We start from the raw sequence: 20337 nt of genomic DNA, 5'->3' as shown, positions 1-20337 counted from the left end.
TTAACCTTTCTGGATTTTTTTGAGTATTTCGCCCGGAGTGATGATCTGGCCGTCGATGCGGTTCAGGGTGTTGACCTTGGTCAAGCCGTTATTGACCCTTTTCACTTCCCGGGAGATCTGCCCCATGTTCATTTCCGGAACCAGGACCGAAGAACACTGTCTGAGCATCTTTTCAACTATGGGCCTGGGAAACGGAAAAAGGGTCTTGAGCTTTAACAGGCCCACCTTTTCCCCCTGCTCCCTGGCCATGTCCACGGCCAGTTCAGCAGACCTGGCCACGCAGCCGTAGGCAATGATACACACCTCAGCATCATCGCACCTGATTTCATCCACTATCTGGATATCATAAAAAAACTGGTCTATCTTCCGGAACAGCCGGTTCATGAAGTGTTCAACTTCCTTGGGTTTGGAAGTGGGATAACCGTGATCATCGTGGGTCAGCCCGGTTACATGATACCGGTAGCCCGAACCCAGGGGAGGCATGGCCGAAACCCCTCGCATGTTGTCCTCAAAGGGCATGTACCATTCAGGAGGCATGCTGGGCAGCATCCTGGAATAGACATAAAGCTCTTCAGGATCAGGCAGAGTGATCTTTTCCCGGGTGTGAGCAGTAACTTCATCCAAAAGCAGGATCACCGGGGTCCGGTACTTTTCTGAAAAGTTAAAGGCCGTAACCGTCATCTCCAGGCACTCCTGAACGTCTCCGGCCGAGAGCACGATAATGGGGTGGTCGCCGTGGGTCCCCCATCTGGCCTGCTGGACATCTCCCTGGGCCGGGCTGGTGGGCATGCCCGTACTTGGACCGGCCCGCATCACATTGACCAGCACCAGAGGCACCTCAGTGATGCAGGCATAGCCGATATGCTCCTGCATCAGGGAAAACCCGGGGCCGGATGTGGCGGTCATGGCCTTGCGACCGGCCAGGGAAGCCCCGATGACCGCTCCCAGGCCTGCAATTTCATCCTCCATCTGGATAAATACCCCGTCTTCCATGGGTGGAAGCCTTCGGGCCATTTCTTCTGCGATCTCTGTGGACGGGGTAATGGGATATCCGGCATAAAAATTACATCCGGCCAGCAAAGCCCCTTCAACCACGGCTTCGTTACCCAGAGCGAATTTTTCCGTCTGTTTCTTCTTTTTTGATTTAGTTGCCATATCTCATCCTGGTGGTTGTTGATTTCAACGGATAACTGCCAGTGAACTGCAGGTTATTTTTCCGGACCGGCTGGTTCCTGGACTGCATCTGCCCCGGAAACTCCGGCGTCAGGCTTTTGATCAGCCCTGGACCGGCTGTTCCTGGGATAGACCATGATGGCGAAATCCGGACAGTGGACCTCACAAAAGCCGCAGTTGATACACTCGTCTTCATTGACCACCTCTGCCTTGCCCCGGCTGCTCAACCGCAGCACCTTGGCCGGACAGAAAGCCACGCAGATTCCGCATCCCTTGCACCAGTCCTGATAGATTTTTACGCTGCTCTCTCCCTTTTTTTTAGCCATAGCCCTTCCTTTGACATATGAGTATTGTTCAGTATCTGGAAAAAACTGCCCGGCAAGGCAAGTCCCTGGCAGGAGCCTTGTCTTGCCCGATATGATGAAAATTCAACTTGCACAGACCCATGAGCTTTATTATTGCAGGGGTCAATCCTCGGTGACTGTCCTGCCCGGCTGAACCCTGTGAAAATCACGGACAGCATCACCAGATCATATTTTGAGCTGTCCAGGCAAGAGCGGGAAAAAATTCCCAAGGCCCGCCGGAAAAAACTATGGATTCCCTGGAACTTAACCCGAAACAGAACACCTCGCTGCATGAAGGCAATACTTTATGACGGCGCAATTGACAACATCATGAAGCACAAAAAAACTTATATTCAGGACATCAGCCAGGGCATGCAGGTCAATGACATGTTCATTGTCACCCAGAGCCGCCTGGATCAGGCCAAGAACGGACCCTACTGGCAGCTGACCCTCCAGGACAGGACCGGGACCATCCCGGCCAGGATCTGGAGTCCGGCAAGCCAGGGATTTGAAAAAATCAGTCCTGAGCAGATCGTTAATGTCCGGGCCACGGCCCAGAGCTTCCGCGATCAGCTCCAGTTAAACATCGATGACCTGGAGTTTGTCCCGGCTGACGAGACCAGCCTGGCCTTTTTCCTGCCAGTGTCTGCCACTCCTCCGGAAGAACTTCACCGGCAGCTCCTGGACCTGCTTCACCGCAACATTGCCTTTCCGCCCTGGGCCAAGCTGGCCAAAAACATCCTGGGCCAGGACGAGATCAGGACCAGTCTGATCAATGCTCCGGGCGGCAAGTCCATCCATCACGCCTATATCGGCGGCCTGCTGGAACATACTCTGGACGTCTGCAGGATATGTCTGGCCATAAGCGAACTTTATCCGGATCTGGACCAGGATGTCCTTCTGGTAGGGGCAGCCCTGCATGATCTGGGCAAATCCAGGGAGATCTCGTCCTCCATCAGCCGGGACTACTCGGATCAGGGCAAGCTCCTGGGACATATCTTCCTGGGTCTGGAAATGATCCAGCCCTTTGTGGACAAGGCCAGAAACCTTTCCCCGGAGCTGATCCTGCATCTGAAGCATATCATCCTCAGCCATCACGGGGAACTGGAATTCGGCTCTCCCAAACGGCCCAAGACCAAAGAGGCCTTTGTCCTGCATTTTGCCGACAATCTGGACGCCAAGATGAACACCCTGGACCAGGCCCTGAAAGGACAGGATGCCAAGGATGACCAAGGCCCCTACTGGTCTGAATACCAGAGGTCCCTGGCCAGGTTCCTGTACAGTCCTGCCAGGACCCCCCGGCCTGAGATGAAAAAGAAAGGACCAGCCACAAAGGAGGCCCGGTGTTTATTACCTTTGAAGGGATAGAAGGATGCGGCAAGTCAACCCAGTGCCGGCGGCTCAAGTCCTGGCTGGAAGAAAAAGGCAGTCAGGTGGTACTGACCCTGGAGCCGGGCGGGAGCAGGCTTGGTCTGGATCTTCGGCGGATACTTCTATCCATGGACAACACTGACTTGTCCATGGAGGCTGAGCTTTTTCTGTACCTGGCTGACCGGTCCCAGCACGTGCATACTGTCATCAGACCGGCCCTGGAAGCCGGCAGCACCGTCATCTCTGACCGGTTTGCCGATTCAACCATTGTTTACCAGGGCTATGCCCGGGGAATGGACCCCGGAACCCTGGACCACCTCAACCAGATCGCCACAACCGGGATCTGGCCCGACTTGACCGTTCTTCTGGATCTGCCCGCTGAAATCGGTCTTAAACGGGCCCTGGACCGGAACATCCAGCAAAACCTGACCAGGTCCGAGGGCCGGTTTGAAGCTGAAAGCCTTGATTTTCACAACAGGGTCAGGCAGGGCTACCTGGCCTGGGCCGGCCGGAACCCGGACAGATTTCTCATTGTGGATGCCACCGGCAGTGTGGAAGATATCTTTGAAACCATCAGGTCCAGGCTGGAGTCTGATTTTTTGAAAAAATCATAAAAACATATTGACAACCCCAGGGACAATCTTTAAATGTCTATCTCTCACACAGTGGGGCGGGTAGCTCAGCTGGGAGAGCATCGGCCTTACAAGCCGAGGGTCACAGGTTCGAGCCCTGTTCCGCCCACCATGTGATTATATAATGCGGGGCCGTAGTTAAGTCGGTTATAACGCCGGCCTGTCACGCCGGAGGCCGCGAGTTCGAGTCTCGTCGGCCCCGCCACAGCAAAATCAAAGCCCGGATGCATATGCATCCGGGCTTTTTTGTGGCAAACAATCCAGGCCGATGCATCAGGGAAAAATGCCGGCCCCCATGGGACATTCCTCAGGCCTGTCCAGGCCCTGGCTTTCAGCTTCCAGTACCTTGAGCAGGCATTGGAATTGGGGTGATGCCTGCAAAAGCCTGGGACCGATGTTGACCAGCTTTTCCACCTGCTGGGTACTGAGCTTGAATGAAGTGGGCAGATCAAGATAGTAGCGCGGATCTTCGTCCGGAAGCAGGTCTGCAGCCTCAAAATTGATCTCAATAACATACGGGTCCACCTCTGCAGCCAGGGCAAAGGGTCTGGGCGCGTCCGGACAGTGCTCAGCCAGCAGGTCAATACAGGCCTGCTCATCCTTCTGGGTCTGGACCCGGGCATACAGTTCCTCCCGCAGACTGGCCACACTTTCATGGCTGTAATTGTCCATGGCCACTGTGGCGGTCTTGGCTGCTACCGTAAAAAGACCAGGCGGCTTGGGTCTGGTGCTCAAAGTGTCCTCTCCCTTGGTCCGGGCATTGACCACGATCAGGACCAGCTGATCAATCCGGCCCTGGTTGATCCGGGTCCGGATAAAACCCCGGTCATATGCGTCCAGGACCGCCCTGGCCCCGACATTGTCGGACAGGCCGCCGTCCATGAGATGGACGTATTTGTTGTCTTCATCCAGATATACCCCCAGATTCCGGGCGGCATTATACCGGCTGGAAGTCCAGTTTTCCGGGTCCAGAGCTCCCTGGTACCACCAGGGTTCAGTATAGTTTGCAGCCACCGGGTAGTTCTTCAGACTGATGGGGGTCAGAAGATAAGGAAAGGCTGAAGAAGCAGCCACAGCCCTGGATACAGGATAGGAGTCCAGGCGCGAGCCCATGGCATCAAAGTATTCCTGGGTGAATTCAAAGCGGCGTTCACTGCCAAGATTGGTGGCATTGAGAATAATCAAAGGCCGGCCATTGTCCTTTAGGCTGCTGAACCGGGCATCTTTGAATATCTCCCGGTTATAGAGTTCTGCAGCCATGTCAATCCGGCTGAAATAGGGTGAAGCCAGTCTGAACCAGTTGACCGGATTAAACAGCCCGGCAGCCAGATTGGCCTGGATGTTCCGCTCCAGAAACTGAGGCCGGAAGTCCTGAAACAGATCCTCCCTGAACAGGCCGTAATAAGCAGCTGTAAAAGACCCCCCAGACACCGAGGAAATACAGTCCACCTCATCCAGAAGACTCTTTTCCCGGCCGTCAACAACGATCCGGGTCTCATGCAAGGCCTGCATCACTCCGTAGGACAGGGCTGCAGCCCTGGTCCCGCCTCCAGAGAACATCAAGCAGACAAACAAAGAATCAGTATTGTCCGGACCGGACTCTAAGGCATCAAACCTGTAGCCTGATTCCTGGTCAAACTCCCTGCTCTGCTCATTTACCTGGTAATGGGCGCACCCGCTGGACAGGACCAGGACCAGCAGGCAGGCAAAGCTCAGCAAAATGGATCTGTTCATTGCTCCACCTTTTTAAATTCTATGGTCATGGGTTGCAGGGAAGCGGTCTGTTTCAGGTCGATGGCCTGGGCCTCAGGACTGAAGTTGGCAGGCGGACCAAGGGTGACCTCATATCTGCCCCCTTCCAGTTCAAGTTTGGTATTGGTATACCCCATGAACTGACCATTGATCTTGACCCGCCGTTTACTGGAAAACAAAACCACCAGATACTCCCTGGCCATGACAACCTCCTTTGGTGTTCGGTTCAACCCTGGGAATTATATTACCGGCCTGACAAAACTATGCCCGGCTGCCTGGCAGGGATCTGGCTTTCATCCACTTCGATCCTGCGCCGGATGCGGTGGACGGGTTGGAGACCCCGCCGGACCAGCACTTGTTCCAGAGCTGGTCGATCTTGCCTTTGAGTTCGGGGTTGTTCTGCAGCATTGCTATTTTCCTTCCAACTGCTCGATCTTTCTGTCAGCAAGCAGAAGCTTCATTTGATGAATGGCGGTCTGATTCAAAATCTTCAGCCGCTCGGCCTGGGGCAGACCCTGATGAATGAAGTGGGCGTTCAGGGTTTCGAGATTGGCCAGGCAGACAAGCTGAGAGACATTGGCTTGGTCGCGAATATTGCCTTTGTGGTCAGGATACTCGTCCCGCCACTGTTTAGCGGTTTTTCCAAACAAGGCCATGTTCAGCAGGTCTGCTTCGCTGGCGTAGATGAAATTGATTTGTTGGGGCGACAGCTCGGGCGGGATCAGGTTCGTCTTGATGGCGTCGGTGTGGATGCGGTAATTGATTTTGGCCAGGTTGCGGCGGATATCCCAGCCGAGCTGCTGGAATTCCTGCTCTTTGAGGCGCTGGAACTCCTTGATCAGGTAGAGCTTGAACTCTACCGACACCCAGGAGGCGAACTCAAAGGCGATGTCTTTGTGGGCGTAGGTTCCCCCATAGCGCCCTGATTTGGAGATAACGCCTATGGCTCCGGTGAGGCTGACCCACTTGGTTGGTGTCATGACAAAGGCGTTGCTGCCGGACTCATTTTTAACCGCCTCGAATTCGACACGGTTAAAATCAGGGTTGTTCAGCTGCTCCCAAATTCCCAAAAATTCCAGGGTAAAACGGGTACGCATCCAGTTCTGAATGACAAACCGGGGATCGTCGGCATTTCGGTATCTGGCGATATCCGTCAATGAGATGTAATCATCCTGCTGGACGCGCACAGTCTCAGTGAGGACGACAATTTCCTTGCCGGTTGTCATGATTGGACCATCCTGCTTATTGTGGCACTTTCGCCATAATTGGAACCTGAGGGTTCATTCTGGCGTTCGTTTTCAAAAGGGTCGATCTCGACCCCTTTCGCCAACCTAAACCCATCGAATTCGATGGGTTTAAACTTCAGAATCATTTTCGTGACGCCACAAAAATGATCATCTTTCCTTTGTCATGTCTTTCGCGGTTCATATCATCAAACCGCCAACCGTTCAATGAGCTGTAAGATTTCGTTGATCTCCGCCGGGCTGAACACACCGCAAATCCCTTGTGGGTGGCTGAAATTGAAAAATCTTTCCAGCAGCAGGATGCTTGTTGTTCATACCTGCCGGCTGGGTGGGTATTATGCCTCTCTTTTAAATTTGGGCCATTGGTTATAACCGGTTTCAGGATTATTAGCTCCGAATTGCAGAATGAACTCAATTTCTTTCTGGGTTACCTCGGAACGGTTGCTGATTCAGCTTCCCAAAGAATTTCCTTTCGAATTGAAAAATCTCGCTTCTGCTCACGGGTGAAATCTTTTTCAATGAGTTCATTGTTTGCACTGCCAAAATAATTAATGCTGTCTGTCCTGTCCTGGCCGATATAAATTTTCCCATTCGGATATGTAATCTTGTAGATAACGTTCATCTTTCTTACTGCATGAGGCCTGATTTAAGCTGCGCAGCACAGCGGGAAATCACTGCCCAGATTCCTGAAGGCATGCCAGAGGAACCCAGCCTGACTCTGAACGGCCGGATCTGTTACACCAGACCCAGCCGTTTAGAATTTTTGAGCCAACAAGCAAGTCCCCCTGGCGGACATTCAGTTCTTTTGCTGTATAGCTTTGACTAGCCCGGGCAGTCTTGTCCTTAAGGGTCTCAATAATCTGGGCTGGAACCCAGCCCCCTTTTTGTCCGGGTGTTTCACAGAAAAACCAGTTATCCCAGTCTTCCGGACCTTCATATTTCTCCCCCACAGTCAAAGGAGCGCCTTTTTCAAAGGTGATGGGTTCAGGATACTCACTGGTGTGGTCTTGAATTACAAGGTACTGCCTGGGTTCTATGTTTGCATCCATATAAAATTCCTTTGAAAATATTGATTGTTCTTACGCCTGCAGGGCTTGCCTGACACCCAGGCTCTGCAGCGCACAGCAGCACGAACAAAGCAGGCTGTTGTTCGCCCCCTATTTCAATTTTCTTGCAAGATACATTCCATAGCTGATGTGGTTTTTGTATCTTTCGTAGAGGTCAATTTCCTGCTGCTCTGCGTCCACAATCTCACGTGCTTCTTCGCTGTTTTTGTTTCGGTTCAGGAAGTCATCAAATCTCGCCTGCATAGGCCGGTAGTATTCGTCCAGCCAGCAATGCTCCGGCAAAACAAAGTACCCGATGGGCGAATAGCCTTGTTTCTCCAAAACCCTGATCTTGGCCGAAGCCAGATTGATCTCGGGATACTCACTATCCCAGTGTTCCTGGAGTTCCGCTGGTCGAGAATCCGTCAGCCATGTGACCTCAGAGACAACCAGCAGACCACCCGGTTTAAGGAAGCGCCGCCACTCGGCCAGGCCTTTTTCAAACCCGATGTTGTAGATAGCCCCCTCGGACCAGATGACGTCCAATTCCTCATCAGCGAATGGCAGGTCGTCCATGGAGCATGCAAGGGTAGATATCCGGTCTGCAACCCCTGCGTTTTCGGCTTTTTGATTCAGAAGGTCCAAGAAATCCTGAAGGAAGTCCACCGCCGTGATCTGGGCATTCAAGAGCCTGGCAAGCACGAGGGTGGATGCACCAGTACCGCATCCGATATCAGCAATCTTCAGAGGTGCGGTCTGGTCAATCATGGCAAGTTTTATGGCAAATTCGGTCTGGGCATCTCCACCGGGTGCCTGCCGATAACCTTGTTTGTGCAGGTCGATCAAAAGTTTGTAGTCATCCATTGGGTCATTTCCTTTCTTGGCGCCGCGCCAACATTACGGCTGACCGGCGAACTTCTGCGAGTCCGCCAGCAGGCGCCTGCTCACTCAGCGATATACATTTTTGCGATGGCCGACCTTAACCACCCATACCGTAAGCTCGTTATCCTGAATCGAATACACGATCCGATAATTCCCTTGACGAATTCTGTACAGTTCATGGCCTGTGAGTTTTTCGCACCCCATAGGCCGAGGATCATTTCCAAGTTGCTCAATTCGGGAAAGGATTTTTTTCAGATCGGATTTGGGTATCTTTTTGAGTTCTTTCCAAACCGATTCCCTGAAAAATAGTTCATATGCTCCCATCTTTTTTCAGCCTTTTAAGCATTTCGGAAAAACTGATCAACGGCTCATTCGCCCTTTCCTCGAATGCAGCTACATCCTCAGCATCCTCTGCAAGTGCCGCCTTGACTGCCTCATTGACAAGTTCTGAAATTGATTTCGATGTTTCTATTGATTTTAATTTCAGGGCTTTGTGTATGGAAGGATCGAAATACACGGTCGCTCTTTTTGCTGGTGTTGCCATGATGTCACCTCCAATGGTTGTGACGTTATAGATCCAAAACGTTATGACGTCAATAGTGATTTCAGCAAGCGCACAATGTTATTATCCGGAATTCAAAAAAACACTTCTCATATTTCCCAAAAAATTGAGTAGCAATTCCTTGAATTTACTGTCAACTCAGCACCTTAATGAAATCATATGTTTCCAACATATTAGAATGGCTGAGCCATTTATCCTTCAGCCGGGTCAGCTTTTTGCTTAGTATCGAAGTCAGTTCTACACAGCAGTCCCAGGACAGATCCATGCTTCCGACCCAGCCAAGGTCAGAGCGGATCTGGTCCGGCAACTTCAGGAAAAGTGCCTGACCTTAAACAGCAAAAAAGCATATCTGCCCCGGTGCAGGCTGTTCCCCGGACCACCTCTCCTGCTGTCAGGACTTCTAATCCGGACAAAGCCTGACTTGTTTTCAGCACTGATCTCAATTATATTGTCCTGAAATTATCTGGCTTGGGGCCTTCCAGGCTGCAGCCAGGGCCTGTTCAGCCAAATATTCTTTCCAACCCAGAACCCCTTTGAATCCATGAAAAATCTGATGAACCTCAGGCAGCACAACAAAATAGCTGTAACCGGCATTGCTGGAGGCGGAAAGACCGTGTTTCTGACTTCCCTTCTTTCCCATCTGGCTGAATTCGGCCAGGGCGGATTTCATATTGGCAAAGGGGCTGACATAACCGGCTTTAGAAGACTGCCGGACCGGGGCTCATGGCCTGCTCCCTTTTTATTTTCCAATCACCGCCAGGACCTGGCCAGGGGGAGATGGCCGGAAAAGACCACTGATTGTTCACAGTATGTCTGCCAGTTCCAGCGGTCCGACTGGAAACTCTTTTCCCAGAAAATGACCTTTTTTGATTTTCCAGGAGAACGAGTGGCAGACGCAGCCATTGCCGCCTTCAGCAGTTTTGCAGACTGGTCCGAGCACATCCTGGCTCACTTTGCCCGGCACCATGACTATGCCCGGGCTGCACGGTCCTATCTGGAACAGGTCCAGCAGGACAGCATCTCCCGGGACACCCTTCTGACCAGCTACCGGGAGACCCTGGCCCGGCTGATCCTGGCCTACAAACCCCTGATTTCACCGTCCACCTTTCTCCTGGACAGAAAGGGCCGGGCTGCTTCTCCGGGCTCTGCCAGGGAAATTGCCCAGGCCCGGGTATCAGGGCTGTCCAGGGCCAGCCAGTTTGCTCCCCTGCCTGCCAGGCTCCGCCGGAAGAACCCCGGGCTGGTTCAGGAAATGGCCTCTGCCTATACCAGGTACAGAAAGGAAGTAGCCCTGCCTGTCTTTGAAAGGATATCCCGGACCGGGACCCTGGTGGTGCTGGTGGACATCCCGTCTCTTTTGGCCGGAGGCGTGGGCCGGTATAATGACAACCGCCAGATCCTCATTGACCTTTTTGAAATGCTCAGGCCCGGTTCAAGCATTGGTTCCCAGCTTTTGAAACACTTGAGATTCTGGGAAAAAAGCCTTGACCGGGTGGCCTTTGTGGCAGCCAAGGCAGACCTGGTTCACCCCATGGACATTGAAAACAAGAGACTGGTGTCCCTGCTTAAACTGCTGGCTGACCGGGCCAGAAGGATGCTGCCCGGAATTGAACATGAATGGTTTGTGTGCAGTGCATGCCGGTCCACCTTTCCGGTCCAGGGGGTCCGTCGGCTCAAAGGCAGGCTGGTTTACAACAATCCGGAAAAGGAATTCAGGGAGTTTGACGTGCCTGAGCTGCCCCCGGCCTGGCCGGAAACCTGGAAACCCGGTGAATTCCCTTTTTACAGGGTCTACCCGGATGCTCCGGAAAACCATCTCATCCCGCCCAGACACCTTGGTCTTGACCGGATCTTTGAATTCATCTCCAGATAACCCATTGTTGAGCGAGGTTTCAGGTGAGCGAAAAAAAAGAATACCCCCCTGCCCTGGGAGACCCTTTTGACCATCCAGGTCCGGACTCCGGGCTGGAACATGCCCGGGATCATCCGGAAGAAGCTTTGGACAGCAACCAGGCCTCAGACAAACCTTTGCAAGATAAGGAAAGAAGAAATGATTCCGGCCTGGGCAGTCCGGACTTTGAGCCGGATTCTGAACAGGTCAAAAGGATTGACCCGGTTTCCAGGGAGGAAATAAACCAGCTCCGCCAGGAGCAGGAAGAATTTCAGAGACAGTTTGAAGAAAAGATCCTGGAACTGGAAAAGACCGGCATCAGGATTCCCAGGTTCTTTTACAGCTTTATGCTCTGGAGCCTGATTTTTGCTGGCTCCCTTATCGGCCTCTTGCTGCTCAGTCAGGGCATCAGGCTGGCCTCCCAGATCTCAGTCCTTGCCTTTCCCTGGAACTTGCTGACAGCTCTGGGGGCTCTTTTTTTCTTATCCCTGATAATCATGGCTGGGGCCAAGGCCTTGAAAGGCTTTCTGGTTCTGAAAAAACACTCGAAAATAGACCTGAAGACCCTGAATGCCCTGGCCAGAAGAAGGAGATTCAGGTATCTGGCTGAAAAGAAAAAGGAAGAGGCCAGGGAGGTATTAAAAGAATATCTCAGGGAATACCCGGCAGACGATGTTCAGAAGACCATTCCCGGCCTGGACCGGGAAGCAGTAGACAGGCTCAGGGCCCATAAAAAACAGCTCCTGGAGGACCAGGGCTGGATGGAGGCCGACCAATGGCTGAAAAAAATGGATGAAACCTTTGCCCGAATCCTGGATAACGCAGCCCGGAAAAGGACCAGGACCTATATCCGGACCGTTGGGCTGGGCACTGCTGCCTCTCCGGTCAAGTTCATTGACCAGTTCATTGTCCTTTACGCCTCTTTAAGACTTATAAGTGAACTCATGGTCATCTACAATCTCAAACCAGCCCCTGGTCAGTCAGCCACCATCCTGGCCCGGGCCATCATCCAGGCCTACCTGGGCGGGGTCATTGGAGAACAGGCTGAAGCCGGATTTGAAGCCTTTTCTGATTATTACGAAGAGATTTACGGAGAAGTGACCACTGTATCCGGAATCTCAGCTGCATCCGAAGCAGCCCGCAAGATCATGCCCAAGATGGGGGAAGGGGCCCTGAACAGTTTTCTGATCTGGCGACTGGCCCGGCAGGCCCGAAAAATGCTGCGCCCCCTTTAGCTGTCCCGGATTTCAGCACTCTCCTGCCCGGGCTTTTATCCATCCCCGAGCCAGGTAAGTTCAACCGGCTGGAGGATGCTTTTGGACAGTAAATCAGCCCTTGGACCTGAAAACCCGGGAATATTTCCAGCCGGATCCGTCCAGACAAAAGCCCCGGCCTGATTGATCTCAGGCCGGGGCTTTTTGGTTCGGCTAGGTGGACCGGATCTGTCAGGCAGAAGATGCATCAGCCTTGGCTGATGCGGCTAAATCGTGCTTCTGCTCGGTGGAGTCCACAAATGCTGCAGCTGCAGCGTCACCGGTAATGTTCAGGGTGGTCCTGGCCATGTCCAGAATCCGGTCAATACCTGCAATCAGGGCTATGCCCTCCATGGGCAGGCCTACTGAGGTCAGGACCATGGTCAGGATGATCAGACCGGCTCCAGGTACTCCGGCCGCACCAATGGAGGCCAGGGTTCCGGTCAGGACAACGGTCAGCTGCTGTCCCAGGGTCAGATCCAGGGCATAGACCTGGGCCACGAACAGGGCTGCAACGCCCTGGTAGATGGCTGAGCCGTCCATATTGATGGTGGCGCCCAGGGGAAGGACAAAGCTGGCCGTGCCTCTGGAAACGCCCAGGTTTTCCTGGGTACACTTGATGGTTGCCGGCAGGGTGGCTCCGCTGCTGCAGGTGGAAAAGGCAATGAGCTGGGCCGGCAGTATGCCCTTGTAGAACTCAGGCAGGGTGATCTTGGTAAACCCTTTTATGACCAGGGTGTAAACGATCAGGGCATGGATGATGACCGCCAGATACATGACTCCGATGACCTTGCCCAGGGGCAGAAGTACGGCCGGGCCATTGGTGGCCACCACAGGCACGATAAGGGCAAAGACACCGTAGGGAGCGACCTGCATCACTATTCCGGTGATCTTATACATGACCTCGGCAAAGCCGTCAAAAAAGTTCTTGACCGGCTCGGCCTTTTTGCCCACCAGGGAGATGGCCACTCCCAAAAACAGGGCAAAGACAATTATCTGGAGCATGGCTCCGTCGGACATGGCCTGGATCGGGTTTCTGGGAATAACATTGATGATCACATCAATAAGGGGCGGTGCTTCCCGGCCTGCGTACTGGGCGTCCACCGGAAGGTCCAGACCCCGGCCCGGCCTGAAAATATTGGCCAGAAGAATGCCTATGGACACGGCAAAGGCTGTAGTGGCCAGGTAAAAAGCCACTGTCTTGCCGCCCATTCTGCCCAGCTTGCGCACATCACCGGTGGTGGCCGCACCCACCACCAGGGTGGACAGAACCAAAGGAACAATGATCATCATAATCAAACGGATGAACATGTCCCCAAAGGGCCGGATGTAATTGACTGCAAAGTCCTGCATGCCCTGCATGAGCAGGCCGACAATAATACCTGCAACCAGACCGATCAAAATTTTTGTAGCTAACCGCACACTCCCTACCTCCTGTTGTTTAAGCGGGAACAGCAATGACTGCCGGAATCAGCAGTCTTCTGGTCCCAATTAGTGATAATCCCTTATTATGCAGGGCGTTGAAAAAACCCGGTACACCCATCAGCCGGGGGATTTCAATGTCCTGTTAACGGGCCTCCTTGACTATGGTTTCAGCCAGGATCTGGGCTGCGTCAAAGACCGGGATCCGGGCCCGGATATCCCTGCTGATGATGGAAAGTTCAGTGCAGGCTATGAGCAGGGCCTGGGCTCCGTTTTTTTCCAGATTCTCCCCGGCCCTCTGGGTGGCCTGGATAACCTCAGAACCGTGCTTGCCGGTCTTGATGGTCCGGATGGCCGCCATGAGTCCGTTCTGAAACTCAGCCTCAGGCACGACCTGGGCAACCCCTTTCCGGGCAAAGGCATTCTCGTAAATTTTCAGATTGACCACTGCTGTGGATGCAACAAGGCCGAACCTGTCTATTCCCGGTACAGCCCTGGTCACGGCTTCAACACTCAGGCTGATCATGTCCAGGACCGGGATGGAAACTGCCTCCTGGACTTCCCTGTGGTAAAAATGAGCGGTATTGCAGGGCATGGCCAGAAAGTCCACTCCCCACTGCTCGAGCTTGCGGGCCATCTCCTGCAGGCAGGGACCAGGACTGGGACCGGTGCCTTCAATCAGGGCCTTGATCCGGGAGGGGACCTTGGGATTATTGTCCACCACCATCCGGATGTGATCCAGATCATCTTTGGCCGGGGTGGCCCGGATGACCCTGTTCATCAGATCCACGGTGGCCTCAGGACCCATTCCGCCCAGGATTCCAACCACTTTTTCAATCATCATAAGTCCTTGTGTGCAAAAAATCCAAAAAAAACCGTTGCCCTGGATCCTGGTCCAGGGCAACGGCCCTAATCAGCAACTTCCTCCCGGCCCAGCACCGGCCCCATATAGGCATAAAGGGCTGGAGAACCTCCGGTGTGCACGTAGAGGATCTTTTCCCCTTTTTTAAAGTACCCCTTGCGGCACAGGTCAATGAGCCCGGCCACAGCCTTGCCGGTATAAACCGGGTCCAAAAGGATTCCTTCTGTTTTGGCCAGGAGATTCACCGCTTCCACCATCTTTTTGTTGGGGACTGAATACTTGGGCCGCCAGTAATCCCCAAAGGTCACCACTGCCTCCCCGGGAATGTCCTGACTGATCCCCACCCTGGCAGCGGTCTTGACCGCCAGCTCATGGACCAGGGGGTCCTGATCTTCCGGATCCCTGCTCACCCCGATGCCCACCACCGGGATATTCATATTGCATCCAATAAAACCGGTAACCAGACCGGCATGGGTACCGGCCGAGCCCGAGGCCACGCAAAGCCTGTCTATGACCAATGCCCTTTCAAACAGCTGGTCCTGAATCTCCTGGGCGCAGGCCACATAACCGGTAGCGCCGATGGGATTGGAACCTCCGCCTGGAATGACATAGCCCTGCCTGCCTTCTGCAGCCAGTTCATCAGCCACTTTGGCCATTTCTCCGGCCATGTCCGAACCAGCCGGAACAACGGTAATTTTTTCCACGCCCAACAGGTTGAACAGAAAGTTGTTACCTGAAGCATCCTGCTTGTAGCTCCCTGGGACCCTCTCTTCCAGGACCAGCCTGCACTTGAGTCCTTCCTTGACCGCAGCAGCCAGGGTCAGACGGCAATGGTTGGACTGGACCGCTCCGCAGGTAATCAGGGTGTCCGCACCCTGCTCCAGGGCATCGGCCACGAGAAACTCCAGCTTCCTGGTCTTGTTCCCTCCTGCTGTAAGACCCAGCAGATCGTCCCTTTTGATATAGATGTCCGGTCCGCCGACAGCTGAAGTAAACCTGGGCAGAAACTCAATGGGGGTCCGGCCCTCAGTGTACCTGCGCCGGGGAAACCTGGCTAAATTCATCACTACCTCCTCAAGAAAATTATTATTGGCAGAAAAATTAAAGGGCCAGCACAGCTTCCATTTCTATGGCTGCATTTTTGGGCAGGGCCGAGACCTGGAATGCGGATCTGGCAGGAAATATGTCCTGGAAATAACTGGCGTAAACTTCATTGACTGCTGCAAAGTCAGCCATGTCCGTTAAAAAGATGGAAAATTTCACAGCCCGGTTCAGATCAGTTCCAGCTTCAGCAGCAATGGCTGAGACATTATCCAGACATTGTGCGGCCTGGGCTGCGATGTCTCCCTTTACAAGGTCGCCTGTTGCCGGGTCAATAGGCAGCTGGCCGGACACAAAAAGCAGATCTCCAGCCACCACACCCTGGGAATAAGGGCCTATGGCTGATGGGGCCTGATCTGTTGCCACAGGAATCAGGGACTTGACACTCTTCATTTTCTTTTCTCCTCAGCCGGACAGGACTGTTAAATCCGACCAGCCATTTGATCAGTTTCTATTTTTTTCAAATAATTATATATGGTACACTTGGAAACGCCCAGGCGCAGGGCCACCAGATCAATACCCCCCTTGATCTTGAACACCCCGCTGTTGCCCAGTTCAGCCACGGTCCTGATCCGCTCGTCCATGGACATGGTGGATGGTTCCCGGCCTGTCTTGGCCACAGCCTGGTCTATCAGGGATTCTATGGTTTCAGAGATGGAACTGGAAAAGGTCTCCACCCGGCCCTGGCCATTGAAGTCAGAGGTCACGGCAGTAAACATTTCCAGGGCCCTGGAGGCATTAAGATAGTCGGTCAGGTCCAGGTTGATGCAGAATACCGCAAAAACCTCTCCCTCCCTGTCCCGGATAAAGACCGTGCTGGACTTAAGGGCCCGGCCGTCACTGCTGGTGGTCCTGTAATTGTGACTATCCCTGCATTTGTTTCCTTCCACATGCAGAGACCTGACCACCAGATCAGTCACCGGCCCCCCTTTGCTGCGGCCGGTGACATTGCCTGAAATATGCCGGATGGAACTGTTGGGCCGGGATACGTCGTGCACCACCACTTCCATATTTTTGGGAAACATGGCTGACAAGGCCTGAGCCACCTGCTCCAGCAGCCTGAAGATATGCTCTTTCTCATCCATCATATTCATACCCTGCTTAATTAACTGACAGTTTTTTATTATAAGAAAATTTGTATAACCTGTCGATATTTTTTTTAATGGCAGCCTGTCCCGGCCTGCAAAATGACCAGGAATGGTGCAGGCTTTTTTGGTCCGGGCAATAACTGAATTTGAACTCTGAAAGCAGGACAGACCGGGCCTGAGGAGAAAAAACGGTTTTTTTAAATAGATGGGCAGTGCCTGGGGATGATGCCTGTCAAAGGACCGGACCAGGGCAGGAACTGATGATCAGAAACTGCCCAGGGTCTTTAATGATAGTAAAGTGGGGTCTAGTTTGCTGATCAATCCCGGCGGTCCCGGGTCAGGATGGTCAGCTTTTCATCCAGGCTGTCCAGGCGCTTTTCCAGTCGGCCAAGGACCACAGCCGGGTCCTGCTTTGTGCCGTCTTCAATGGATCTCTCTTCCATGGCGCTGACAATAATACCTACAACCAGGTTGATGACCGTGTAGGTGGTGACCAGGATAAAGGGGACAAAAAAGAGCCAGGCCTGGGGATGGGTCTCCATGACCGGACGGACTATGCCCATGGACCAGCTCTCCAGGGTCATGATCTGAAACAGGGTGTAAAGAGAGGCCCCCACAGAGCCGAACCATTCCGGATGGGCCTGGCCAAAGAGCTTGGTGCAGATCACCGAACCCACGTAAAACAGGATTCCCACAATCCCGGCTACAGAACCGACTCCGGGCAGGGCGTGCAGCATGGCTGCCACCACCCTGCGCATGGTGGGGAGGATTGAAATCATGCGCATCACCCGCAGCACCCTGAGGGAACGCAAGACTGAAAGACCGGCCTGATGGGGAACCAGGGAGATGCCCACCACCAGGAAATCAAATATGTTCCACCCATCCCGGAAAAAACGGCTGCGCAGGGCATATATCTTCAGCAAAATCTCAATGATGAAAAAACTCAGGCACAGGGAATCAATCTTCAGCAAAGCAGGCCCGGCCAGCTCCATGGCCGCTTCAGACGTTTCAAGACCCAGCACCACGCCATTGATTATGATTACAGCCATAACCAGATTCTGAAACCGGCGTCCCTCCACCAGACTCCTGACCCTGGCCCTGACCGGCGACACCGTGCCCATAGATTCTTCCATAATGATCACCCTGCTGCTGGTTGCGCGTTGTTCCCGGTTCTTGTCCTGCTCACTGATCCACAAGAATGCCCGGAGTCCGCCTGACTGCAGTCAGACAGGTCGTAAAAAGCAGCATCTCTGGTGGTTGTGGTCCTGGATAACGGGAATCCCCATCAGGACAATAATGGGCAGGAAATAAAGGAAAAGATGGTCCGGCCGCATGGGAGCAGGTGGCGGAGGGAGAGAGATTCGAACTCCCGGACCCGCGAGGGTCAACGGTTTTCAAGACCGCCGCCTTAAACCACTCGGCCATCCCTCCACACAATACCTGGTGTCGCAAGGCTGTCCTCAAAAGGACTGGCCCGTTGCGGCCCAAACTTTACTTTTTACAGCATGCCAAATATATCTGTCAAGAAACGATGCAGTTAATTCTGCATGGAAAAATCAGGATTTTAAACAATGAAAAAGAACTCTACCAGCAGCTATGACGGGCTGGCCCTGTTTTCAGGCGGGCTGGACTCCATCCTGGCGGCCAGAATAATCCAGGAGCAGGGGCTGCGGGTCCTGGGGCTCCACTTTGTCTCCCCCTTTTTCGGTCATCCCGGAAAAATCAGGGAATGGGAGGATCTTTATCAAATCCCGCTGAAGATGGTGGATGTCTCCAGTGAGTTTGTGAACATGCTCTGCCAGGGTCCGGCCCATGGCCTGGGCAAAACCCTGAATCCCTGCATTGACTGCAAGATCCTCATGCTCACCAGGGCCAGACAGCTGCTCAAGGATTTCGGGGCTGACTTCATTATTTCCGGCGAGGTCATTGGTCAGCGGCCCATGTCCCAGCGCAGGGACGCCCTGGATATAATCAAGCGGGATGCTGATGTTAAGGATGTCCTTGTCCGGGCCCTTTCAGCCAGACTCCTTCCTCCGACAGGACCAGAGCAGTCCGGGCTCATTGACCGGGAAAAACTCGGAGCCGTCTCTGGCCGGGGAAGAAAGGAACAGCTCCGTATGGCCCGGAAATTCGGGATATCTCCCATCCCAACACCGGCCGGGGGCTGTCTGCTGACTGAAAAAGAGTCAGCCAAGCGCTACCTTCCTGTTCTCATATCCAAAAAAATGCCCGGACCAGCTGATCTGCACCTGGCTAATACTGGAAGACAGCTCTGGCATAAAAACCACTGGCTCTGCATCGGCCGCAACCAGGATGACAACGCCCGCCTTGCCAGCCTGGCAGACCAGAGCGACTACCTGATAAAGCTTAAATCTTTTCCCGGCCCCCTTGGCCTGGCCAGGCCCCTGGACAGCACTCCCTGGCCGGAACAGGTCCTGGAAAGTGCCTGCCGGTTAATGAGCGGTTTTTCCCCCAAGGCCAGGCAGTCAGGCCTGCCGGTTCAGGTCCTGATCAGGCAGGGTGACCAGACCCGGGAAATCCAGGTTGGGCCGGACCAGCCAGATCCTGATCTGGTGTGGACTGAACCGATCTGGGACCAGGACCTGGTCCAAACCTTCAAAACAATCCAGGAGAAATCGCCCCCAGCGGACACCCAAGATGGAACTGATCATTAACCTGGCATACATCCTGGCCAGTGCCGGACTGCTCTGGTTCGGGGCGGTCTGGATAGTGGACAGCGCCTCAGCCATAGCCAGAAGGTTCAGGCTCTCAGAGCTGACCATCGGGCTGACCATTGTGGCCCTGGGAACCTCCCTGCCCGAATTCCTGGTCACAGTCACAGCCGCCTTCAGGGGTTTGGGCGACATCTCCCTTTCCAACATCATCGGCTCCAACATCTTCAACCTGGGCATCATCCTGGGAATCGCCGCCCTTATCGGTCCCATAACTGCCAGTAAAACCCTGATCCGCCGGGATGCACTGTTTTTGCTCTTTCTGACTATTTCTGTTTTGATCATGATGCTCGACCTTCGCCTGGGCAGGTGGGCCGGATTCTTTCTGATTTTTGTCTTTGTCTCCTACAACGCCCTGATCTTTTTCCGGGGAGCCAGACTGGGCATGGATCTGGAAGTCCCGGGACAGAGAAAGGCTGCGGCCCGGGATTACTGGAAAATATGTCTTGGGTTCGCCATGATTGCGGCTGGAGGGCATTTCATGGTTGAAGGGGCCTCCAGCCTGGCCGGTCTCATGGGAATAAGCCAGTGGGCCATCGGAGCGACCATTGTGGCTGCCGGCACTTCCCTGCCTGAGCTTGTCACCTGCCTGGTTGCGGCCATCCGGGGCAAAAACGACATGCTTCTAGGCAACCTGATCGGCAGCGATATTTTCAATTTTGCCGGGGTCCTGGGCTTGACCTGTCTTTTGAATCCCATCACCATGTCCGCTTCAGCCATTCCCAGCATGCTGACCCTCCTGGGAATGGTGGTCCTGGTGATGTTTTTCATGCGGACCGGGTTCAGGATAACCCGCATGGAAGGAGCAGTGCTGGTTCTCATCAGCCTGGCCCGCTGGACCCTGGATTTCCGGATCTTCTGAGCCAGGACTTGAAAAGGACCGTGCAATAAAACAAAAAAAGCCGGTCCGGGCTGCCCGGGACCGGCTGAACAGCAGAGATCAAACAGCTGATGGAGCTGTCAGCATTAGCGGCATACTTTT

General features: G+C 53.7%; 23 protein-coding genes and 3 tRNA genes. 8 read left to right on the top strand and 18 right to left on the bottom strand.

The genetic code is table 11. The annotated features are described in order from the left end of the window. Nucleotides 1-1155 (bottom strand): 2-oxoacid:acceptor oxidoreductase subunit alpha, encoded by a 1155-nt coding sequence (locus P771_RS0111645; protein WP_028575275.1) that lies wholly within the window; start codon nucleotides 1153-1155, stop codon nucleotides 1-3. A gap of 53 nt (nucleotides 1156-1208) precedes the next feature. Then, nucleotides 1209-1499, bottom strand: coding sequence for a 4Fe-4S dicluster domain-containing protein (locus P771_RS17400; protein WP_035244400.1), 291 nt, complete (start codon nucleotides 1497-1499; stop codon nucleotides 1209-1211). Nucleotides 1500-1676: 177 nt separating this feature from the next. Here P771_RS17400 and P771_RS0111635 point away from each other — a divergent pair, with 177 nt between their 5' ends. The 4 genes from P771_RS0111635 to P771_RS0111620 all read left to right on the top strand — a co-directional run bounded on the left by P771_RS0111635 (nucleotide 1677) and on the right by P771_RS0111620 (nucleotide 3725). Continuing rightward, a complete protein-coding gene (locus tag P771_RS0111635; RefSeq protein ID WP_337833575.1) occupies nucleotides 1677-2885 on the top strand; it encodes a 3'-5' exoribonuclease YhaM family protein in 1209 nt (402 codons plus the stop codon). Next, a complete protein-coding gene (gene tmk / locus P771_RS0111630) occupies nucleotides 2861-3502 on the top strand; it encodes a dTMP kinase (protein WP_028575273.1) in 642 nt (213 codons plus the stop codon). The genes P771_RS0111635 and tmk overlap by 25 nt, the downstream gene beginning before the upstream one ends. Before the next feature lie 54 nt (nucleotides 3503-3556). Continuing rightward, nucleotides 3557-3632, top strand: a tRNA-Val gene (locus P771_RS0111625). 16 nt (nucleotides 3633-3648) lie between these two features. After that, nucleotides 3649-3725, top strand: a tRNA-Asp gene (locus P771_RS0111620). Between the two features lie 68 nt (nucleotides 3726-3793). Here P771_RS0111620 and P771_RS0111615 read toward each other — a convergent pair. From P771_RS0111615 to P771_RS0111570, 9 genes are all read right to left on the bottom strand, one after another. Continuing rightward, complete coding sequence (locus tag P771_RS0111615; RefSeq protein ID WP_035244399.1) at nucleotides 3794-5254, bottom strand: patatin-like phospholipase family protein; 1461 nt, start codon at nucleotides 5252-5254, stop codon at nucleotides 3794-3796. Continuing rightward, nucleotides 5251-5475, bottom strand: a complete 225-nt coding sequence (locus tag P771_RS0111610; protein WP_035244397.1) for a PEGA domain-containing protein — start codon at nucleotides 5473-5475, stop codon at nucleotides 5251-5253. The genes P771_RS0111615 and P771_RS0111610 overlap by 4 nt, the downstream gene beginning before the upstream one ends. Nucleotides 5476-5533: 58 nt before the next feature. Next, complete coding sequence (locus P771_RS18975; RefSeq protein ID WP_153304080.1) at nucleotides 5534-5680, bottom strand: hypothetical protein; 147 nt, start codon at nucleotides 5678-5680, stop codon at nucleotides 5534-5536. Nucleotides 5681-5682: 2 nt separating this feature from the next. After that, entirely contained in the window at nucleotides 5683-6498 is an 816-nt protein-coding gene (locus P771_RS0111600; RefSeq protein ID WP_028575270.1) for a KilA-N domain-containing protein, read from the bottom strand. 445 nt (nucleotides 6499-6943) lie between these two features. Next, complete coding sequence (locus P771_RS17395; protein WP_208595966.1) at nucleotides 6944-7138, bottom strand: GIY-YIG nuclease family protein; 195 nt, start codon at nucleotides 7136-7138, stop codon at nucleotides 6944-6946. 49 nt (nucleotides 7139-7187) lie between these two features. Next, nucleotides 7188-7565: an SH3 domain-containing protein gene (locus P771_RS0111585; protein ID WP_028575269.1), complete on the bottom strand. Its 378-nt coding sequence runs from the start codon at nucleotides 7563-7565 to the stop codon at nucleotides 7188-7190. Between the two features lie 108 nt (nucleotides 7566-7673). Beyond that, nucleotides 7674-8426, bottom strand: coding sequence for a class I SAM-dependent methyltransferase (locus tag P771_RS0111580; RefSeq protein WP_028575268.1), 753 nt, complete (start codon nucleotides 8424-8426; stop codon nucleotides 7674-7676). An 84-nt stretch (nucleotides 8427-8510) separates the two neighbouring features. Beyond that, nucleotides 8511-8768: a type II toxin-antitoxin system RelE family toxin gene (locus P771_RS0111575; RefSeq protein WP_028575267.1), complete on the bottom strand. Its 258-nt coding sequence runs from the start codon at nucleotides 8766-8768 to the stop codon at nucleotides 8511-8513. After that, nucleotides 8755-8988, bottom strand: coding sequence for a CopG family transcriptional regulator (locus tag P771_RS0111570; RefSeq protein WP_028575266.1), 234 nt, complete (start codon nucleotides 8986-8988; stop codon nucleotides 8755-8757). Before P771_RS0111570 ends, P771_RS0111575 begins: the two co-directional genes overlap by 14 nt. Before the next feature lie 571 nt (nucleotides 8989-9559). Between P771_RS0111570 and P771_RS0111550 the strand changes: the two genes are divergently transcribed. Both P771_RS0111550 and P771_RS0111545 read left to right on the top strand, forming a co-directional pair. Then, the gene (locus P771_RS0111550; protein ID WP_161635969.1) at nucleotides 9560-10879 is read left to right on the top strand and encodes a YcjX family protein; all 1320 of its coding nucleotides are present in this window, start codon (nucleotides 9560-9562) and stop codon (nucleotides 10877-10879) included. A gap of 23 nt (nucleotides 10880-10902) precedes the next feature. Next, entirely contained in the window at nucleotides 10903-12132 is a 1230-nt protein-coding gene (locus tag P771_RS0111545; protein WP_028575263.1) for a DUF697 domain-containing protein, read from the top strand. A gap of 210 nt (nucleotides 12133-12342) precedes the next feature. Here the strand turns inward: P771_RS0111545 and P771_RS0111535 are convergent, their stop codons facing one another. The 7 genes from P771_RS0111535 to P771_RS0111495 all read right to left on the bottom strand — a co-directional run bounded on the left by P771_RS0111535 (nucleotide 12343) and on the right by P771_RS0111495 (nucleotide 18054). After that, nucleotides 12343-13572: a dicarboxylate/amino acid:cation symporter gene (locus tag P771_RS0111535; protein ID WP_028575261.1), complete on the bottom strand. Its 1230-nt coding sequence runs from the start codon at nucleotides 13570-13572 to the stop codon at nucleotides 12343-12345. A gap of 145 nt (nucleotides 13573-13717) precedes the next feature. After that, a complete protein-coding gene (cuyB, locus tag P771_RS0111525; RefSeq protein ID WP_028575260.1) occupies nucleotides 13718-14416 on the bottom strand; it encodes a cysteate racemase in 699 nt (232 codons plus the stop codon). 65 nt (nucleotides 14417-14481) lie between these two features. Further along, the gene (gene cuyA, locus P771_RS0111520; RefSeq protein ID WP_028575259.1) at nucleotides 14482-15498 is read right to left on the bottom strand and encodes a D-cysteate sulfo-lyase; all 1017 of its coding nucleotides are present in this window, start codon (nucleotides 15496-15498) and stop codon (nucleotides 14482-14484) included. A gap of 37 nt (nucleotides 15499-15535) precedes the next feature. Further along, on the bottom strand, nucleotides 15536-15928 hold the full coding sequence (locus P771_RS0111515) for a RidA family protein (RefSeq protein WP_028575258.1): 393 nt from the start codon (nucleotides 15926-15928) through the stop codon (nucleotides 15536-15538). Nucleotides 15929-15957: 29 nt separating this feature from the next. Beyond that, a complete protein-coding gene (locus P771_RS0111510) occupies nucleotides 15958-16623 on the bottom strand; it encodes a helix-turn-helix transcriptional regulator (RefSeq protein ID WP_051617293.1) in 666 nt (221 codons plus the stop codon). Between the two features lie 317 nt (nucleotides 16624-16940). Further along, entirely contained in the window at nucleotides 16941-17819 is an 879-nt protein-coding gene (locus P771_RS0111505) for an ion transporter (protein WP_244147325.1), read from the bottom strand. 147 nt (nucleotides 17820-17966) lie between these two features. Then, nucleotides 17967-18054 (bottom strand) — tRNA-Ser (locus P771_RS0111495). A gap of 140 nt (nucleotides 18055-18194) precedes the next feature. Here P771_RS0111495 and P771_RS0111490 point away from each other — a divergent pair. Next, the gene (locus tag P771_RS0111490) at nucleotides 18195-19298 is read left to right on the top strand and encodes an adenine nucleotide alpha hydrolase family protein (RefSeq protein ID WP_028575255.1); all 1104 of its coding nucleotides are present in this window, start codon (nucleotides 18195-18197) and stop codon (nucleotides 19296-19298) included. Continuing rightward, nucleotides 19282-20217 carry a calcium/sodium antiporter gene (locus tag P771_RS0111485; RefSeq protein WP_084301867.1) on the top strand — a complete coding sequence of 312 codons (936 nt, stop codon included), beginning with the start codon at nucleotides 19282-19284 and terminating at the stop codon, nucleotides 20215-20217. Before P771_RS0111490 ends, P771_RS0111485 begins: the two co-directional genes overlap by 17 nt. The last annotated feature ends 120 nt before the right edge of the window (nucleotides 20218-20337 follow it).

The organism is Desulfonatronovibrio hydrogenovorans DSM 9292 (assembly GCF_000686525.1).
GTDB classification, from domain to species: domain Bacteria; phylum Desulfobacterota; class Desulfovibrionia; order Desulfovibrionales; family Desulfonatronovibrionaceae; genus Desulfonatronovibrio; species Desulfonatronovibrio hydrogenovorans.
This window is presented reverse-complemented; position numbering and strand designations above follow the sequence as displayed.

What these genes read in the sequence shown, in the direction of transcription:
- P771_RS0111645 (WP_028575275.1), bottom strand. Translation starts at nt 1,155, where the DNA reads ATGGCAACTAAATCAAAAAAGAAGAAACAGACGGAAAAATTCGCTCTG.
- P771_RS17400 (WP_035244400.1), bottom strand. Translation starts at nt 1,499, where the DNA reads ATGGCTAAAAAAAAGGGAGAGAGCAGCGTAAAAATCTATCAGGACTGG.
- P771_RS0111615 (WP_035244399.1), bottom strand. Translation starts at nt 5,254, where the DNA reads ATGAACAGATCCATTTTGCTGAGCTTTGCCTGCCTGCTGGTCCTGGTC.
- P771_RS0111610 (WP_035244397.1), bottom strand. Translation starts at nt 5,475, where the DNA reads ATGGCCAGGGAGTATCTGGTGGTTTTGTTTTCCAGTAAACGGCGGGTC.
- P771_RS18975 (WP_153304080.1), bottom strand. Translation starts at nt 5,680, where the DNA reads ATGCTGCAGAACAACCCCGAACTCAAAGGCAAGATCGACCAGCTCTGG.
- P771_RS0111600 (WP_028575270.1), bottom strand. Translation starts at nt 6,498, where the DNA reads ATGACAACCGGCAAGGAAATTGTCGTCCTCACTGAGACTGTGCGCGTC.
- P771_RS17395 (WP_208595966.1), bottom strand. Translation starts at nt 7,138, where the DNA reads ATGAACGTTATCTACAAGATTACATATCCGAATGGGAAAATTTATATC.
- P771_RS0111585 (WP_028575269.1), bottom strand. Translation starts at nt 7,565, where the DNA reads ATGGATGCAAACATAGAACCCAGGCAGTACCTTGTAATTCAAGACCAC.
- P771_RS0111580 (WP_028575268.1), bottom strand. Translation starts at nt 8,426, where the DNA reads ATGGATGACTACAAACTTTTGATCGACCTGCACAAACAAGGTTATCGG.
- P771_RS0111575 (WP_028575267.1), bottom strand. Translation starts at nt 8,768, where the DNA reads ATGGGAGCATATGAACTATTTTTCAGGGAATCGGTTTGGAAAGAACTC.
- P771_RS0111570 (WP_028575266.1), bottom strand. Translation starts at nt 8,988, where the DNA reads ATGGCAACACCAGCAAAAAGAGCGACCGTGTATTTCGATCCTTCCATA.
- P771_RS0111550 (WP_161635969.1), top strand. Translation starts at nt 9,560, where the DNA reads ATGAACCTCAGGCAGCACAACAAAATAGCTGTAACCGGCATTGCTGGA.
- cuyB (WP_028575260.1), bottom strand. Translation starts at nt 14,416, where the DNA reads ATGATGATTGAAAAAGTGGTTGGAATCCTGGGCGGAATGGGTCCTGAG.
- cuyA (WP_028575259.1), bottom strand. Translation starts at nt 15,498, where the DNA reads ATGAATTTAGCCAGGTTTCCCCGGCGCAGGTACACTGAGGGCCGGACC.
- P771_RS0111515 (WP_028575258.1), bottom strand. Translation starts at nt 15,928, where the DNA reads ATGAAGAGTGTCAAGTCCCTGATTCCTGTGGCAACAGATCAGGCCCCA.
- P771_RS0111510 (WP_051617293.1), bottom strand. Translation starts at nt 16,623, where the DNA reads ATGATGGATGAGAAAGAGCATATCTTCAGGCTGCTGGAGCAGGTGGCT.
- P771_RS0111490 (WP_028575255.1), top strand. Translation starts at nt 18,195, where the DNA reads ATGAAAAAGAACTCTACCAGCAGCTATGACGGGCTGGCCCTGTTTTCA.
- P771_RS0111485 (WP_084301867.1), top strand. Translation starts at nt 19,282, where the DNA reads ATGGAACTGATCATTAACCTGGCATACATCCTGGCCAGTGCCGGACTG.